The 17,447-nt window shown below is 65.5% G+C and carries 14 protein-coding genes; 5 read left to right on the top strand and 9 right to left on the bottom strand.

Annotated features, from left to right (window positions below):
• Positions 1-73 precede the first annotated feature (73 nt).
• The 4 genes from rsmG (at position 74) to HCA61_RS15465 (ending at position 4,278) form a co-directional block, all read left to right on the top strand.
• Complete coding sequence (gene rsmG / locus HCA61_RS15480) at positions 74-751, top strand: 16S rRNA (guanine(527)-N(7))-methyltransferase RsmG (protein ID WP_169689076.1); 678 nt, start codon at positions 74-76, stop codon at positions 749-751.
• A 626-nt stretch (positions 752-1,377) separates the two neighbouring features.
• The gene (locus HCA61_RS15475) at positions 1,378-2,352 is read left to right on the top strand and encodes a ParA family protein (RefSeq protein WP_169689075.1); all 975 of its coding nucleotides are present in this window, start codon (positions 1,378-1,380) and stop codon (positions 2,350-2,352) included.
• The gene (locus HCA61_RS15470; RefSeq protein WP_169689074.1) at positions 2,349-3,530 is read left to right on the top strand and encodes a ParB/RepB/Spo0J family partition protein; all 1,182 of its coding nucleotides are present in this window, start codon (positions 2,349-2,351) and stop codon (positions 3,528-3,530) included. Before HCA61_RS15475 ends, HCA61_RS15470 begins: the two co-directional genes overlap by 4 nt.
• A 55-nt stretch (positions 3,531-3,585) precedes the next feature.
• A complete protein-coding gene (locus tag HCA61_RS15465) occupies positions 3,586-4,278 on the top strand; it encodes a GNAT family N-acetyltransferase (RefSeq protein ID WP_169689073.1) in 693 nt (230 codons plus the stop codon).
• A 63-nt stretch (positions 4,279-4,341) separates the two neighbouring features.
• Here HCA61_RS15465 and HCA61_RS15460 read toward each other — a convergent pair whose 3' ends face one another.
• The 4 genes from HCA61_RS15460 to HCA61_RS15445 form a co-directional block, all read right to left on the bottom strand.
• A complete protein-coding gene (locus tag HCA61_RS15460; RefSeq protein WP_169689072.1) occupies positions 4,342-5,520 on the bottom strand; it encodes an N-acetylmuramoyl-L-alanine amidase in 1,179 nt (392 codons plus the stop codon).
• Positions 5,521-5,636: 116 nt separating this feature from the next.
• Complete coding sequence (gene trxA / locus HCA61_RS15455; protein ID WP_169689071.1) at positions 5,637-5,960, bottom strand: thioredoxin; 324 nt, start codon at positions 5,958-5,960, stop codon at positions 5,637-5,639.
• A 43-nt stretch (positions 5,961-6,003) separates the two neighbouring features.
• Positions 6,004-6,969, bottom strand: coding sequence for a thioredoxin-disulfide reductase (trxB, locus tag HCA61_RS15450; RefSeq protein ID WP_169689070.1), 966 nt, complete (start codon positions 6,967-6,969; stop codon positions 6,004-6,006).
• A gap of 206 nt (positions 6,970-7,175) precedes the next feature.
• Positions 7,176-8,375: an NADH:flavin oxidoreductase gene (locus tag HCA61_RS15445; protein ID WP_169689069.1), complete on the bottom strand. Its 1,200-nt coding sequence runs from the start codon at positions 8,373-8,375 to the stop codon at positions 7,176-7,178.
• A gap of 100 nt (positions 8,376-8,475) precedes the next feature.
• Between HCA61_RS15445 and HCA61_RS15440 the strand changes: the two genes are divergently transcribed.
• Positions 8,476-9,033, top strand: a complete 558-nt coding sequence (locus HCA61_RS15440) for a helix-turn-helix domain-containing protein (RefSeq protein ID WP_169689068.1) — start codon at positions 8,476-8,478, stop codon at positions 9,031-9,033.
• 10 nt (positions 9,034-9,043) lie between these two features.
• Here the strand turns inward: HCA61_RS15440 and HCA61_RS15435 are convergent, their stop codons facing one another.
• From HCA61_RS15435 to HCA61_RS15415, 5 genes are all read right to left on the bottom strand, one after another.
• Entirely contained in the window at positions 9,044-9,751 is a 708-nt protein-coding gene (locus tag HCA61_RS15435) for a hypothetical protein (protein ID WP_169689067.1), read from the bottom strand.
• Positions 9,752-9,805: 54 nt separating this feature from the next.
• On the bottom strand, positions 9,806-10,354 hold the full coding sequence (sigM, locus tag HCA61_RS15430) for an RNA polymerase sigma factor SigM (RefSeq protein WP_169689337.1): 549 nt from the start codon (positions 10,352-10,354) through the stop codon (positions 9,806-9,808).
• Positions 10,355-10,451: 97 nt separating this feature from the next.
• The gene (murJ, locus tag HCA61_RS15425) at positions 10,452-14,342 is read right to left on the bottom strand and encodes a murein biosynthesis integral membrane protein MurJ (RefSeq protein ID WP_169689066.1); all 3,891 of its coding nucleotides are present in this window, start codon (positions 14,340-14,342) and stop codon (positions 10,452-10,454) included.
• Positions 14,339-16,732, bottom strand: a complete 2,394-nt coding sequence (locus tag HCA61_RS15420; protein WP_169689065.1) for a glycoprotein — start codon at positions 16,730-16,732, stop codon at positions 14,339-14,341. The genes murJ and HCA61_RS15420 overlap by 4 nt, the downstream gene beginning before the upstream one ends.
• Positions 16,729-17,334: an NUDIX hydrolase gene (locus tag HCA61_RS15415; protein WP_169689064.1), complete on the bottom strand. Its 606-nt coding sequence runs from the start codon at positions 17,332-17,334 to the stop codon at positions 16,729-16,731. The genes HCA61_RS15420 and HCA61_RS15415 overlap by 4 nt, the downstream gene beginning before the upstream one ends.
• Positions 17,335-17,447: the final 113 nt, after the last annotated feature.

Raw genomic sequence — 17,447 nt, 5'->3', positions numbered from 1 at the left:
ATCGGTGGACGCGACAGGTCGGTCCATTGCTTGTTGCACTACTGCTTGTTGCACTACCCGTTTCCGGGAGAGGATGTTTCACGTGGAACACGAAGACTCCGACTTTCTCGCAATCGCTCACCGCGTCTTCGGTGACCGATTCGACCTTGCGCAGCGCTACCACGAGTCGTTGTCGACAGACGGTGTCGAACGCGGACTCATCGGCCCTCGCGAAGTTCCACGGCTGTGGGAGCGGCACATCCTCAACTGCGCGGTTCTCGGTGAATTGATCGAAGCGGACGAGAGAGTTGTGGATGTCGGAAGTGGGGCCGGCCTCCCCGGTATTCCGCTGGCAATCGCCAGGCCCGATCTGCGGGTGACGCTCGTCGAGCCGTTGTTGCGTCGTTCGGTATATCTCGCGGAGTTCGTCGAGACACACGATCTGGAGAATGTGCTCGTGGTGCGCGGCCGCGCCGAGCAACCGGGTGTGATTCACGAAGCGGGCGGTGCCGATGTAGTCACGTCTCGGGCTGTGGCACCGCTCGCCAAACTCGCCAAGTGGTCTATTCCCCTCATTCATGAGGGTGGTCGAATGCTCGCGCTCAAGGGAAGTTCAGCGGCCGAAGAGATCGAACGGGATCGCGACGAACTCGCCAAGCTCGGAGCGGGAAACCTCGAGGTACTCGAGTGCGGTGCTGATCTCCTCGAGGTTCCTACGCTTGTGGTGAAAGCCGAGCGGATCGCCAAGCCTCAGCGACGCCGGAAGCGCTGAGCGGTTTCACGTGAAACAGAACCCCTCCCCTCCCCCGCGGTAGTCGGAGGGGTTCTTCGATTCGAGGCGGTGTAGATCTCGAACCCGGACGTCCCTTTCGGGGGTCTGATCGCGCAAGAAGGTGTTGCGGGAGGACATCCGGATACCCATCCTCACTTTCGTCACTGTGACGGTCCAGGTCGATTCGCGGCAATGAATGTGCCGCGTACATGAAAGATATTGCTGTGCAGTAAGTTTCGATATCAATGTTCGAATTACCTTGTTTCGTAACACTTTTCGAAATGGGTACGGACTCCCGAGATTTGGTGGAGACCTCCCAAGGTGATGTTTCACGTGAAACAGCGCGGCGCCCCCGGCCTGGTTTCACGTGAAACCTCCTGACGTACGTTTCACGTGAAACAACGACGACGAGGTGTCGACGACACCTCCGGGAATTCTTTTGACATACTTGAGCGCGAGCGAAGAAGTGGATGTGCGCCAAGTGTCGGTGATGCGCTGTGCAGAACTCCGTCCAGGTGATCCTTGCGAGGCCTCGTCTTCGTCTGCAACCGCCGCGCATAGCAAGTGTCGGAAGCGTGAAGGATGTAGCGTGCGAACCGAGCGGATCTATGTTTAAGGAGCGTTCTATGTCGGGTGGATCTGAATCCGCTGTTTCACGTGAAACCGAGGTCGCAAACGACGACGACTTCTTTCCGGTCCCCGTCGACACATTCTCGTCGATGGACACCCCGATCGGCGCGGCTGCGCATCGCGCGAGTCAGGTTCTGCACCCGAGTGAAGCGAGCGCACTCCCCAGACCACCCGAACGTCGCGTCCTCACCATCGCAAATCAGAAGGGTGGCGTCGGTAAGACGACAACGGCCGTCAACCTTGCCGCCGCCCTCGCGGTCCAAGGGCTCACCGTCCTCGTCATCGACCTCGACCCTCAAGGCAACGCGAGCACAGCATTGGGAGTGCCCCATCACTCCGGCATTCCGTCGAGTTACGAGATTCTGCTCGGTGAGGTGACCGCCGCGGAGGCCGTGCAACAGAGTCCTCACAGTGAACGACTTTTCTGCATTCCGGCGACGATCGATCTGGCGGGCGCCGAGATCGAACTCGTCTCGATGGTCGCGCGCGAGAACAGACTCCGCAACGCGATCACGAAGGAAGCCCTCGGCGACCGCGAATACGACTACGTCATCATCGATTGTCCGCCGTCGCTCGGACTGCTCACAGTGAACGCATTGGTCGCTGCGAAGGAAGTCTTGATTCCCATTCAGTGCGAGTACTACGCACTCGAAGGTGTCGGCCAGTTGCTCCGCAACATCGAACTCGTACAGTCACATCTCAATCCTGCGCTGCACGTGTCGACCGTTCTCCTGACCATGTACGACGGTCGGACCAAGCTCGCGGATCAGGTCGCAGCGGAGGTCCGTCAGCACTTCGGCGGCGCAGTGCTCCGATCGGTGATCCCGCGCAGTGTGAAAGTCTCCGAAGCTCCCGGATACGGGACGACGGTTCTCGACTACGATCCAGGTTCGCGCGGTGCAATGAGTTACCTCGACGCAGGGCGCGAACTGGCGGCACGTGGGATTCAGGACAACCAGGGGAACCGATGAGTGCGACACGCAAGGGTGGGCTTGGGCGCGGTTTGGCGGCATTGATTCCGACGGGCCCTCCCGTCGAGAGCCCCGACGATCCTGCACCCGCCACAGGCACCACCACCAAGGCGGATACAGCCGCTCCCGCATCCGCGAAGAAGTCGCCGGTCATCAAGACGCAGGCACGGCGTCCGGGAAGTAGCTCCGGCTTCACCATCTCCCCGTCGGGTCTCGGGACCGCAGCGGCCGATGTGATCATCGGTGACGGGACGCCGGCCGCCAGCGGGAAGACCGAGCCGGCAGCGTCCGAACCTGTCGACCCCGACACGGAAACGAACGCGTCGGAGCTGCCCGATACCGCCGAACCCCTCCCCTCCCCCACCGGGGCGGTATACCTCGAGATCCCGATCGACCGCATCGAGCGGAACCCGAAGCAGCCGCGTCAGGTATTCGACGAGGAGGCGCTGGGTGAGCTCGTACACTCGATCCGCGAGTTCGGGCTCATGCAGCCGATCGTCGTGCGCCGGATCGACGACGACCGGTTCCAGCTCATCATGGGCGAGCGGCGTTGGCGCGCGGCGCAGCAGGCCGAGCTCGAAACCATCTCCGCGATCGTTCGCGACACCGAGGACCACGCCCTCCTCCGAGATGCGCTCCTCGAGAACATCCATCGTGTGCAGCTCAATCCGCTCGAAGAGGCCGCCGCGTACCAACAGCTGCTCGAAGAGTTCGAAGTCACCCACGAGGAACTCGCAGCGCGTATCGGCCGCTCCCGTCCCGTGGTCACCAACATGATCCGGCTCCTCAAACTTCCCATTGCCGTCCAACGTCGCGTCGCGGCGGGGGTGCTCTCCGCGGGTCACGCTCGCGCGCTGCTCTCCCTCGAGGCCGGAGCGGACGCCCAGGAGGTGCTCGCCGCGCGCATCGTGGCCGAAGGTATGTCGGTCCGTGCCACCGAGGAAGCCGTCGTCCTCGCGAATCGGGCAGGCACACCCGACGTGGCGGCTCCTGTGCGGCGGAAGCCGATCCAGATGCCCGGATTGCAGGACGTCGCTGAACGGCTGTCGTCGTCGTTCGACACCCGCGTCACGGTCAGTCTCGGCAAGCGGAAGGGCAAGATCGTGGTGGAGTTCGGGTCGGTCGACGATCTCGAACGCATCGTGACCCTGATGGAATCGCAGCAGAACCCTTCTTGACTCCCCACCGGAGCAGGACGACTGTCTAGACCAGAGGTGGAGGCGAAGGAATCGCGTGTCGACACGAGTCACACCGCTCTCCTTGAGCGGTATCGATCGGTTGCCGCGGCACTCCCGTCGGTGTGTGTTCTGGGAGATGGACCCCGACACTGTCGCTGAGGCGCGCGGATTCTCGGACCCCGAGTTCGAGAAGGAGGCGTGGCTGTCGACGGTCATGCTGCAGTGGGGTTCCTGCGCGCAGATCGCGACCGTCGGCGACAAGGTGGCCGCGTGCGCGTTCTACGCGCCGCCCAATATGGTTCCGCGTGCGCAATTGTTTCCCACTTCGCCGGTGAGCGCCGACGCGATCCTCCTGACAACCATGCGAATCGAACCGCATGCCCGGGGACTCGCAGTGGGAGCCGATCTGATTCGCGCCGTCGTGGACGACCTCGTACGCCGGAACGTGCGTGCGCTCGAAGCGTTCGGCATAAGACCGGATCCTGTTGCGGATTCGTTCGGTGATACTCCGTCGGCAACGGTGGCGAACACCTGCTCGCCGCACGAGTGCATGATCTCCGCTGATTTCCTCGAGGACATGGGGTTCGATGTGGTCGCGCCTCATCACCGGTATCCGCGCCTGCGACTCGAGCTCGACCGCGACCACGGCTGGAAGGAAGAGGTCGAAGCTGCCTTGGATCGGCTGATCGAAGCCGCCTCGATCACTGTCGAGGATTTTGCCGGCAGGGCGACGGTGGGTGTGCAGTAGCTTCCTCATACAAATGGAGAGGCCCCCTCAGCTGAGGGGGCCTCTCCATGTTGCGAGTGAGACTTACCGCGTCTCGGTGATCGACAGCTCTTCTGCGAGCAACTCGGCGAAGGTGTACGTCCCGGTCGGCTGGTCGTCCTGACCGAGCAGGTACAGGCGCTTGACAGCGATGAGTACCGCCTCGGCGATCGTGTCGCGGTGGCGCGGGTCGGCGAGCACCATCGCGTCGTGTGCGTTGGTGAGGTAGCCGAGATCGATCTGGATGGTCGGCATGTTCGTCAGCCGCAGCAGATCCCAGGTTCGTCCGTGACTGCGGCAATCCTGGAGAGGGGTGCGCGCGACGATCTCACGCTGGATGTACCCGGTGAGGACCTGCCCGATCATCGATTCGGAGCCGTGCGAATTGCCGTAGTGGAAACTGGCGATTCCGCTCGCCACCGGATTCGAACTCGCATCGCAGCGCAGCGAGATCATCAGGTCGGCGCCGAACGCGTTGGAGGTACCGGCGCGCTCGATGTCTGTCGGGTTCGCATGATAGGGCCGCGACAGGAAAGTCTCCATGCCGGTGGCCGCCATGCGCCCTTCGAGCCTGCGAGCGAGATCCCACAGGATGTCCGCTTCCGAGATGGTGCCGTGCGGGCTGCGGAGAACGATCCCGTGGTGGTTACCACCGAGACCCGGATCGATGACGATCCGTTTGCCGCTGAGCTGCGGACCGGACCGCCGGACGATCTCCTCCTCACTGATGGCGTGCGGCGACCCCCCCGACACTCGCGTGCCGAGTAGCTCGAGTGCTCGCAGGGTCTCGGGTCCGCAGATGCCATCGGGTGCGAGGCCGATCTCCTTCTGGAACGAGCTGAGACCGGCGTGCGTGCGGGGGCCGAAGTATCCATCGACCCGGTCGACGTAGAACCCGAGATCCTGAAGGCGCGTCTGCAGTGCTGCGACGTCGTCCCCGTAGAGGGGCGCCGAAAGCTGATAGATCAGTGTGCGTGCACCGAGACGGTACGACGCTTCCTTCAGCGACCGATACGTTGCGGGGCCGACGATGCCGTCGACGAGCAGGCCACGCTGTTGCTGGAAGGCGCGCACGGCACCGTCGAGCTCATGATCGAAGGTGACGTCGCAGCCGACCCATTCGTCGGCGACCTCGGCTCCGCCGTGAAGAAACCCCAATCCGGCCAGGGTGTTCCTGATCTCGGCTACAGCAGGGCCGTGATCGCCGTGACGAAGAGGGCGCATGTGTGGGGGCCTTTCCGTGCTGACCGGAGTGCCCAGCACGCGCGGGGCAGCATCGAACGGAATTGTCTCAGATACGCCCGAGACCATGTCCACGGGCGCTCGATCCTGGGACGTTACTACAGGACCTCGTCGAGCTCCCGGAGCAACGCCGCTTTCCCCTTCGCCCCCACGATCGTCTTCACGGGCTTGCCGCCGGAGAACAGGATCATCGTGGGAATGGACATCACCTGGTAGTCGCGTGCGGACGACGGGTTGGCATCGATGTCGAGCTTGGCGACGGTCAGCTTCTCGCCGTGCTCCCCCGCGATTTCCTCGAGGACCGGGGCGACCATCTTGCAGGGACCGCACCACGTCGCCCAGAAGTCGACGAGCACAGGCTTGTCGGCCTGCAGGACGTCTTCGACGAAGGACGAGTCGGTGATGTTGACGGTGTTTGCCATGTTGTTCTCCTGCGCAGTGATTGTTGGGATCGAGAAGAGCGCTCTATGCCTGGGCAGCGACCGGCTCGGCCGCTTCGCGATTGGCGACGAGCCAGCGTTCGGCGTCGATGGAAGCGGAGCAGCCCGTGCCCGCGGCAGTGATCGCCTGGCGGTACGTGTGGTCGACGAGATCGCCGGCCGCGAAGACACCGGGCACGGATGTCGCCGTGCCGGGTGCGGAAACCAGCACATAGCCTTCGTCGTCGAGATCGACCTGGCCCGCGACCAGCGAACTCCGCGGATCGTGGCCGACGGCGACGAACAGACCGGTCACGGCGAGATCGCTGCGCTCGCCCGTCACAGTGTCTTCGACGACGAGGTTGGTGACACCGTTCTCACCCTGGACCTCGGCGACGGTGGCATTGGTGAGGAATCGGATCTTCTCGTTCGCGCGTGCACGCTCGAGCATGATCTTCGAAGCGCGGAACTCTTCGCGCCGGTGGATGAGGGTGACGCTTCGTGCGAAGCGGGTGAGGAACGTGGCCTCTTCCATCGCGGAGTCGCCGCCACCGACGACGGCGATGTCCTGATCGCGGAAGAAGAAGCCGTCGCATGTGGCACACGCGGAAACGCCGCGGCCGAGGAGTTTCTCCTCCCCCGGCACTCCCAGGTAGCGCGGCTCGGCGCCCATCGCGAGGATGACCGCGCGGGCGCTGTAGGTCTCGCCGTTCGCGACGACGGTCTTGATCGGGCCCCGCAGATCCATCTCTTCGACGTCCTCGGTGCGGATATCGGCGCCGAATCGCAGAGCTTGTTCCCGCATCTGATCCATCAGCTCTGGGCCCATGATCCCTTCGCGGAAGCCCGGGAAGTTCTCGACCTCGGTGGTGGTCATGAGTTCGCCACCGAACTGGGTTCCTTCGAACACGAGCGGCGAGAGTTCGGCACGAGCCGCGTAGATCGACGCGGTGTATCCCGCCGGTCCCGAGCCGACGATGATGAGGTCGTGGATCGTGGGCGAAGTCGTCATGCGAACCTTCCTGGGTGGGGTGCTGTGGGTGGGACGCAGTCAGCGGCCACAGTCGTCCGTGCAGGTGAGGCCACGGCCGAGCTTCAAGTATCAACACCAGGGTAAACGGTGTTGTTCCCTGCTCGCCGTGCCTCACGCCACAGTTGGTGCGGACGATCCCGCGTCGTCCCCCGAAGTACCCGATCAGGACGGTGTGTGACGGACCCTCAAGCAGTCGTGGGGACGTCCTCCAACGTTCTGCGGATGACGCAGTGGGTGCCGGTGTAGATGGTCGGCATGCACTTGTTGCAGTGGATGCACAGCCCCTCGTGCGCGGTCGCATTGCGGAACTTGTCGACCACATCCGGGTCTCGCAGTAGAGCTCGGCCCATCGCGACGAACTCGAACCCCTCGTCCAGAGCGGTCTCGATCGTGTCGAGGCGGTTGATGCCGCCGAGCAGGATGAGGGGCAGCGACAGCTCCGACCGGAACTGGCGGGCCATCGGCAGGAAGAAGGCTTCTTCGAACGGAAGTTTCGGGAAGATCTTCGGCCCGTAGACCTTCAGGCCCCACCCGACAACCTTGGCCTGCGACGCGACGAATTCCTTCATCGGGACGTCGCCGCGGAAGAAGTACATGCCGTTCAGGAGGGAGCTGCCGCCCGTGAGTTGCATTGCGTCGATGTGGCCGTCGGATTCGATGAGTCGTGCCATGGGCAGCGACTCGTCGAGCCACAATCCCTTGGGGACTCCGTCTGTCATGTTGAACTTCGCGATGACGGCAATCTTGTCCCCCACCGCGCGTCGTACCGCTTCGAGCACCCGGCGCGGATATGCCGTGCGGTTGGCGATGCTGCCGCCGTAGCAATCCTTGCGCTTGTTGAGGTTCGGGCTCATGAAAGAGCTCAGGAGGTAGTTGTGGCCGAGATGGACCTCGACGGCGTCGAAGCCCGCCTCGACCGCATTGCGGGCCGCTGATGCGTAGCATTCGACGATCTCGTCGAGTTGCGCGAGCGATGCGCCGCGGACGAGACCCATTGCGGGTGCGCTGATCCGCGTCGACGGGGCGAGGGTGCTCATGCCGTTCGAGATCTGGTTGGCGACGAGTCCGGCGTGACCGATCTGCGCGGACGCGAGTGCCCCCTCGGCGTGGACGGCATCGGTGAGGCGCCGAAGGCCGGGAACGGATGCGCTGTCGAGAACGAGCGTGTCGCGGTGGACGCGACCGCTTGCGGACACCGAGCAGTAGGCGACGGTGGTCAGCGCTGTTCCGCCTCGCGCGACTTCGGCGTGGAACTCGATGAGTTCATCGCTGACTGCTCCACGAGGCATGACGCCTTCGAACGTGGCGGCTTTGATGATTCGGTTGCGGAGGGTGAGAGGTCCGAGCCGGGCGGGCTCGAAGACGGTGGGTCGCGGCGAAGTCATGCCCCTACTTTCGATGCCAGTGGTACCGTAATTAGAATCCGACTATAACGCGCGCGGCGCCGCTGACGCCACGATCCGTCCGAAGAGAAATGCAGACTGTATGTCCGATGCTGCTCCCGGGCGTCCCCGCGACCCTCGAATCGACGCCGAAGTGCTGGCCACTGCCCGAGAGATGCTCGTCGAGGTCGGCTGGGACGGACTGAGTATGCGTGCACTCGCCGCACGCGCCGGTGTCGGCCGCGCGACCTTGACGCGGCGCTGGCCCACCAAGGCACACCTGGTTCTCCACGCGCTGCTCGGAGCAGCACCTGATCTCGAGCCGTACACGGGGATCGATCGCCGGGGCTGGATCGAATGGGTCGTCACCGGCAGTGTGGAACTCTTCTCCCGGCCCGATGTGCGTGCTGCCCTGCCCGGGCTACTTGCCGCACTACGTGATCACGACGACCTCCGGAACGCGCTGTGGCGCACATTCAGTGGGCCGAGTACGGCCCTGTTCGCCGGCGAGACGGGTCACGACTCCGAGATCGATGCCCGCGCGATCCTGGTCATGGCGGCGGGCTCGGCGCTCTTTGCAGGGCTCATCGCCGCTGAAGACGACACCCCGGAATTACGAGCGAGGATCCTCGAGTTGCTGCTGCCCGCGGCCGAAGGCTGACCTATCGGAATCACCCCAGAACTTCGACCTGGATCGTCGCGGGATCGGTGGCTCCGCACCCCGTGCCCACCACGAGTGCCGTGATCTGCGGTGACTGCGGTCCGCCGAGCAGAATTGCGATGGCATCGGAATTGCCCACCCGGATCTCGCGCGAACCGAGAATCCGGCTGCCCGGATGGAATCCGTTCGCCGACAGACAGTCTCCCAGGCGATTCCTCTCGGACAGCGGCCCGAGGCCGGTGGAGCCGACGATCTCTCTCAAGGACGCCGGGGTCAGTGCGTTCTCCCCGAGAGGGGAATCATCCTGCGACGGTGAGGTACCGGATGCGAGCGGTGGCCCAACGGCGTCCTCGGCAGCACCGATTCCGCGGAAGACGAGAGCGAACACGACCGCGAGGACCGCCGCGGCACCGATACCCGCCACCGCGAGGGCCCGTCGGTCGAGCCGCCTCTCTCCGTGATGCCGTCCGAGGCTGTGCAGCGTCGCGTCGAGACGCAGTGCGACATCGTGCGGTATGGGTTCGGCAGCGGGTTCATCACCCCACGCGCGTAGTCGTGCCTGCACGGCATCGAGCCGGTCGATCACGGCCATGGCGTGGTGATCCTGCCGTACCAGCGGCCACAGCCGATCGGCCAGTTCGTCGTCCAATGCCCCGGCGTGGAGATCAGCGAGTAGGTCGTCGGAGTACGGCGGACGTGGAAACTCGTCCTCGTTCATACGCATTCCTCCTCGGCGGCTCGGGTGCCCTCACCAGAGTAGGACGTACGCGGTTCACGATCGGTTCCCTCTGAATCGAAGGTCGTCGAGAACGAAGGCAAGTTTCTTTCGGCCGCGTGCGCATCGGCTCTTGATCGTGCCCTCGGGGACACCGAGCCTGCGAGCTGCCTCTCTCACCGAATAGCCTTCGACGTCCACGGCCACCACCGCGGCGCGTTGCTCGGGTGGGAGCGCGAACAACGCGGCTCGCACGTCGAGGGTGGTCTCGAGATCGGAAATCCGATCGTGCTCATCGCGGATCTGCTCGACACCATCGGGATAGCGTGCCGCGCTCGGACGTACCCGATTGCGGCGAATGCGGTCCAGGCACGCGTTGACGACGATGGAGTGCAGCCAGCTTCGCACGGCGGCATCATTGCGGTACGTGGCGGCCATCCGGTGCGCCGAGAGCATCGCATCCTGCATTGCATCGGCTGCGTCCTCGTCCGAGTAACTCGTGCGCTTGGCGACCTGCCACAGACGGTCGCGGTGCCGTGATATCAACGCCTCGAACGCGGCCCTGTCCCCTCCGACATGAGCCGACAACAACTCTGCATCCGACATCTCTCCGATGTCGGGCACAGCGACTTTTGCGATCCCCCCGAAAATTCGCACGCGCGGATGGTATCCGATTTGCCGGATGATTCCCGCTGTGCGGGGCCTACTTCGCCGCGGTGAAGGTGACCTCGGAGATCGTGCTCTTGTGACCGCCGCTGCTCGTGCTCAGATCGGTGATCCACAACAACACATGCGATGTGCCGCCGTCGGCCTCGACCGGAATCTCGGTCTCGCCCGAATCGAGTGTGGCAGAACCGATCACCTGGGTCTGATCAAGAGACGTCTGAGCCGACGGTGCACTGCGCACTTCGAGCACCGTTCCCGGCGAATCCGTCGTGACGGTCACCGACGACAGCGTGGAAGTGTCGGCAAGCGTGACCAGCAGGCCCACACCGTTCTTGAGCGACGGGAACGGATCGAAGTAGGCGTCGGTGCTCCACTTGGTACTCGGATCGCCGTCGATGGCCTGCGATGCGGTCGCCGGAGAATCAGGGGTGCCCTGCGGAGAGAACACCGCCACCGACGTCGCGGCGACCGGCCCGGCGGCCACCGGAGCAACCGGCGCCGCGGATTCTGTGCCTTCACCCGCGCCCGCGGCCACCGGAGCCTCGGACGTCGGGGTGAGCCCGAATTCCTGGCTGGTCAACGGGGCATCGTTGGAATCGCCGGCAAGAAGATTGGTGATCCACCAGCCGATCAACGCGAGGATGATCACGGTGACGATGCCGAGTCCGACGAGCGCCATGAGCATCCGCTCGGAGTGCTTCTTCTTCTGCGCGAGCGCTTCCGGGTCGGCGAGGGCATGGCTCTCGGCGGCTGCGGTTCGCTGCCCGAGCCGCAGCGCGGGGATCATGTCGGTCTTCTGGTCGACCACCGACGCCTGGTCGAGGATGTGCTGCACCGTCGCGGCCGTCCGAATACCACCGTCGGTGGACAGCGCACGCACCGCGACCGCGGAGATCTCGAAGGGGACATCCGGACGGATCGCGCGAGGTTCGACGGGAACACCGTCGGGACCGCGCTCGGCGATCGGCATCCCGCCGACCGTGCCGCCACCGCGTGCCGGAGCTGCCTTGGGGGCACCCGGGTTACCGGGTTCGTCGATCGGCCACCGGCCGGTGATCAGCCCGTACAGGGTCGCGCCGAGGCCGTGGACGTCGGAGATCGCGTCGGCGTCGGAGAACGTGGCCGGGAACGCGAGAACCGCGTCGCCCGCGACACTGATGCGGATCCGGTCGGGGTGATCGATCGACAATGCGCTGCCACCGCGGTGGGTGGCCTCGGCTGCCGCGGCAAGCGCGCGCACGGCACGAGCCGCGCCGATCGGTGACGGCTCGGTGGTCGACATTTCCTTCAGCGACCGACCCGGGGTCCACTCGGCGACAACGATGCCCCCCGAGCTGCCACGGACGACGTCGAGCACTCGTGCGAGACCCGGCGAGTTGATGCGTCCGAGCCGGAGCGAGCGGGACAGCACGGCCTGAGGAGAATCGGGGCCGCTCGCATCGGCGGCGCGCTGGTCGGCGTCGACGAAGGTCAGAGCCACTTCGCGGTCGAGCTTGACGTCGAGCGCCTGCCAGAATCGCAGTCCCCGTGCTCCCCCGTGTGGAGCAAGCAGCCGATAGCGTCCTCCCGCGACCGATGCGCCCGCGATGAGCTCGGGTCCGCGCATCGTGCGACGAGGTGCGCTGCCCGACACCCGAACCGGCGGCAGCTGCGGCGAACCGATCGGGATGACACCCGTGTCGGTGTGGGGATCGCGCGGCCGTCCGGCATCCGGGTTCCGGGCCCCGGACGCGGAGGTACGGTTTGCGGCGCCCGTCGAACCGGCGGCGGCCTTCGAGCCTTCGGCAGCGGAGCCGGTGTTGTTCCGGTTCGCTGAATCGAGCGCGGACTTGCCGGCAGCGTGGTCGTCGCTCACCCTTACTCCTTCGTTGTCGACTCGTCCGCTATCCGTACGGAGGCGGGGATCGCCGGGAGCCACGAAGTATCGAGGTTCACGCCGCCCGGGTCGAATCTGTTGACCAGGGTACGGGAGTTGCGCCCGGCGATCGACGGGACGGGGCAAGTCCCGAACCGCGGGAATGACCTCTGTGATCGCGTCGTACGGCCCGACTCCGTACTCCCCGTAGTCGATACGTGGGAGCACGACGGTGCGCTCCACATCGGTTTCGGGGTAGTCGTAGCGGCGAGGGGCGGGGAGTGGCCCGGTCGGCGGCGGTGACGTCGGAAGAGCGTCGGCAGATCCCGGCGTGTCGTCCGGTGCGTCGCCGCGCCGCGCACCCACCTTGCGCCGGATCATGGCTTCGATCGAGAGGATCTCCGGAACCTTCAGCAACCACATGCCTACGAGGGCGACCAGGACCATAAGGACCCCGGTGATGCCGACCCGCACAAAGGAACCGACACCGCCGAACCGCTCACTCAGTGCGTCGAGCTGGAGCAGCGTGTCGGCGAGCAACACCACAGCGGCAGCGGCAGCCGACGCGAACACCACGTGCCAAACAGTCCGCCCGACATTCGCCATCTGCAGGTTGCCGAGTGTGCGATGCAGCAGGAATCCACCGATGAACGCGCCGACCGTGAAGGCAATACCCGTTGCGACCCCGAGGAAGACGACGACCTGACTGCCGTCGCTCGCGATGACCGGTGCCAGCGCCGACAACCCGATCTTGACAGCGGTGATGCCCAGAATGATCCACGTGGGTGTCCACGCCTGCTCTCTCGCATAGAACACGCGGAGGTGGATCAGCACGAGCGAATACGGGATGAGCGTGAACGCAGACCAGCTCACTGCGCGACCGAGCAGCTCGGCATTGCCGCTACCGAAGTTTCCGTAGCCGTACAGTGCTTCGCCGATCTGGGGTCCGGCGATCGTGAGGAAGGTGACGATGGGGATGAGCGAGATCATCGTCAGGCGTGTCGCGACGGAGAGATCGTCGACGACGGCGGGTGTGTCGCCGTCGGCGGCGTTTCGGCTCAGTCTCGGCATGATCGCGGTGAGCACGGTGACGCCCAGCACGCCGTAGGGCAACTGCAGGAGCAGCCACGCATTGTTGTAGATGGCGGGGCCTGCTTCGTCGGCGCCCGACGACACCCGTGTCGCGAAGACCATGCCGGCCTGGCTGATCAGTACGTACATGATGATCGCCGCGGCCATGCCACCGAACTGGCGGAGCCGGTCGTCGAGCCCCCACAGGGGCTTGAGGTTGATGCCTTCCCTGCGCAACGCGGGGACCAGACTCATGGCCTGAGTGACGACACCGAGCAGCACCCCGATCCCGAGGACCAGCAGTTTCGGATCGCTCATTCGTACCGGGTCGAGAGTGATCTCGCCGGGCATCAGGTAGTAGAGAACGAGCACGGACAGCACGACGATGTTGTTCAGCACCGGTGCCCACGCGCCGGGCTTGAACACTTGCCGGGTGTTGAGGATGCCTGTGAACAGGCCCGACATGCCGTAGAACACGATCGCGGGCAACAGTAGATACGACAGCGCCGTGGTCAGCGACGTCGAGACCTCCCCCGAATCGTCGAGGAAGACGTGCGTCGTCAGGAGCGGGGCCGCTGCGACGGCAAGCACCGTCGCGGTGCCGAGGAGCACCAGCGCGGCAGTGAACAACCGCCGGATGAAGGCCTCACCGCCGTCGGGGTCCTCCCGTTCGGCGCGGACGAGAACCGGCACCACGATCGAGGTGAGCACGGCCCCGAGCACGAGCTCGGAGATCATGTTCGGGATCTGGTGAGCGACCGTGAACGAGCTCGCGACCCCGGCGCCGAGCAACGTGAGAATGAGGAGTTGCTTGAGGAAGCCCGTGATGCGACTGATCAGGGTGGCGATCGCGATCGACCCGGTCGCGGCGAGCAGGCTCTGCGCCCTGCCGGATCGAGGCGCCCCGGTGAGGTCGGGAGACGTCGTCGGACCCGTGACATCCGGGGAACTCGTCGGCCCCTGATGCTCCCCGGCACCGGTACGGGTGGGGTTCCCGGTCATTTCTCTCCCAATCGTTCATCGGCCGGATCCGGCTCCCCCCGGAACCTGTGCAGAAGTCTCCGCCCCGCCAGGAACAACAGGAGTGCTCCCGCACAGCCTGTGACGATGGCGAGGATCTGGCCGTACGCATTGGAACGTACCGTGACCTGCGTGGGGCTGCCGAGTGACAGACCGGACTCGGTCGTGAGCGCGAACTCGACCTCGATCTTTCTCGAGTCGCTGATCTCGGCAGGCACCGTGAGGGTGCGACTCCCTCTCGGCGGAAGCTGGGTGGGGCCGATGTCGGTGATGTCCATTGCTGCGGGCACGTCGACGTGCAACCGGACGTTGATGCCCACGGGGAGATCGTTACGGGCCACGAGCAGCAGCGGGCTCTGCTCCGACGTGAGAGTGAAGACGCCGCCCGGCGCGAGCACCGTGACCGAGTCGAACATCCGATCGACGGCCTCGCGCACCTCCGTCGCTCGCTGCTCGGCAACTGCAGCGGCCGCATCCGGATCGGTGCCGCGCCGCCCGGCCAGCGTCATCGAGCGCAGCATGTCGTTCCGCAGCGGCGCGGTGAACGCACTCGGGGTGAGCTGGGCCTGCGGGTCTTCGACGAAGGCGTCCTCGAGCCCGTCGAGACGCGGCATCTGTGCGGAGGCCTCGTGAACCACCGGCGCAGGCGCACCGTCGGTGATCGCCTGTTCCGGATACGTCAGCAGTGACGCGACCGGGTCGCTGCCGGTCGCAGCGGCGGCAGAGAGCATCGACTGGAACGGCTGCGCCGTTGCGAGCCCTGATTTCATCAGGGTCGACACCATGGACAGGGCCCGGGCAGCATCGTCGGCGGATACGGACCACACCTGCGGCGGCGCGAGCACCAGCGAATCCGGTCCGGCCGACGATGCCGACTCCGACGACGAATTCAGGGCAGGCCAGGCGATGGCGCCGAGCGCGTCCTGGAGTCGGGCAGTCGTCGAATCGTCGGTGAGTGTGTAGCGCGACGATTCGGGCACGTACGAGGGTGTCTGCGGATCGTCGCCCATGGCAGCGAGTGCAGCACCCGCGGCACTGTCGAACAGACTCGCTGTGAGTCCGTCCACGCCGCTGATGCGGACACCCGCAGCGCCGGCATCGGTGTTCTGCACGGCATCGTCGGCGAGCAACGCGGTCACCGGACCGTTCGCCGCGATCATCGTGCCCGCTTTCTCGGTGAGTACGCCGGAGTCGGGCCAGACCACCGAACTCACGGAAGAGATACCCAGGGTCGTGTCGATGATCTCGGTGGGCGAGGTGAGCGCGGATTCGATCAGTGACGGCTCGCCGGTCTCGGCGAGCGCCGTGAGATCTGTCTGGGCGTACGGCACGGCGGTCGTGCACATCCGCGCCGACAGCGCCCGCAACCGCTCCAGCCATGAGATCGCCGCGTCGGTGCCCGTGCCGGGCTCTGCGTCGCCGATCGGGTCGGCGGGATCGGCAACCACCAGATAGTCGCGTGTCATGTTCGCGACCGTGACCAGCAGGTCCGGGTCGATCGCGAGGCACATTGCGTCGCCGACCTGCTGCTCGTTCTGCACGACCTCTTCCGCGACACGGAGCAACCCGTCGAGACGGCCGCCTTCGGCCAGCGAGGTTGCAAGATCGTCGTCGACGAGACGGACCGGATCGGTTGCCGATCCGGGTACTCCCGCTGCTATCCGGGGTCGATCGGCGAGTGGCCAGAGCACGGTGGTCGGGACGGGCGTCGACCCCTCGGGTGCTACCGCGGGGAATGCCTTCTCCCTGGCTTCGGCGGACGTTTCCCCGAGCGAGGTGGCGCCGCTCGTGTCGGTGCTCTCATCGGTACCGGTACCGACCTCGTCCGCGGCGGGCACCCCCAGGACCGGAAGCAGGAACCGGGCGTCGTCGAGGCGCGCCTGGCCACCGTATTCGGGGACACCGTTGACGTTGACGAGCAGCGGGTACACACCCGGCTCGGCGATGTCGAGGGAGGGGACGAGATCGGAGCGAAGCGGCAGTTCGAGAGTGAATTCCTCGGTGTCTCCCTGCCCGATACGATCGCTGACCACCTCGAACTCCCCGACCGTGTCGTATCCGGCCTGATCAAGGGTCAATGCGCTGCGTAGGGTCGCTGAATCCGCGACGGCCTGTGCACGCTGCAGGCGCACCCAGACGTCTTCGACATCGCGATCGCCGATGTTGGTGACAGTGCCGGTCACCGACACGACCGGACCGCTGGTCAGGGACACCGCCGACGGGGTGACCTGGTCGATGTCGAGGCGGAGGAACTGTGGTTCGTCGGTCGTCTGGGCGACTGCGGAGCCGGGGACCGGCCCGACCAGAGCTACGAGGGCCAGCGCCATCGCAGCGAGGACCGCGGCGCTGGCCCGGGAGAACACCACCGTCATCCGAGCGCGGCCCCCGGATCGTCGGCGTCCTTCAGCCAGGCAGGGTCGATGTCGGCGATGAGCTGATCGGCGACATCGGCGAGTTTCCGCTCGTCCGCGTACGCGAGCCGCGTCCGCAATTCCGTCAGTGGCACCCAGGCCACCTCGGTGACCTCGATGTCGGCGTCGGAGAGCTCACCCCCGAGATAACGGAGGAGATAGTGATGGACGGTCTTGTGGACTCGTCGTCCTTCCGTCACGAACCAGTAGTCGATGCTGCCGAGTTCGGTGAGGACCTTGCTGCGCACGCCGGTCTCCTCGTGGACTTCGCGCATCGCGGTCTCTTCCGCTGTCTCACCCTTCTCGATGTGGCCCTTCGGCAGCGACCACAGCAGGCGGCCACGGCGGTCGGTGCGACCGATCAGCGCGGCACACAATTGATCGGGTGGGCCGCCGAGTCCGTCGACGACGAGACCACCGGCGGATGTCTCCCGTACGGTGCGCATCCGCGAGTGCGGCGTCGAAGCCGGGTTCGCCACACCTCCGCGCACAGGTGATTTGCCGCCCGAGCCGCGCCGCCGCGGATTGCGGCGGTTGCGGTTGGCACGTTCTGCGGGCGACACCTGATCGATAGTAGTTGTAACGGCCACCGTGCTGTTTCAACCTCGGGCCCGGTTCGGCCACACGTCGGTGCCTGTCCGACCGGGAGCACGGGCAGCTCGGTAAAGTCCGGAGG

The sequence above is a fragment of the Rhodococcus sp. HNM0563 genome (assembly GCF_012726195.1).
GTDB lineage: Bacteria > Actinomycetota > Actinomycetes > Mycobacteriales > Mycobacteriaceae > Rhodococcus.
The sequence above is the reverse complement of the archived record's forward strand: the minus strand, read 5'-3'. Positions and strand labels throughout refer to the sequence as shown.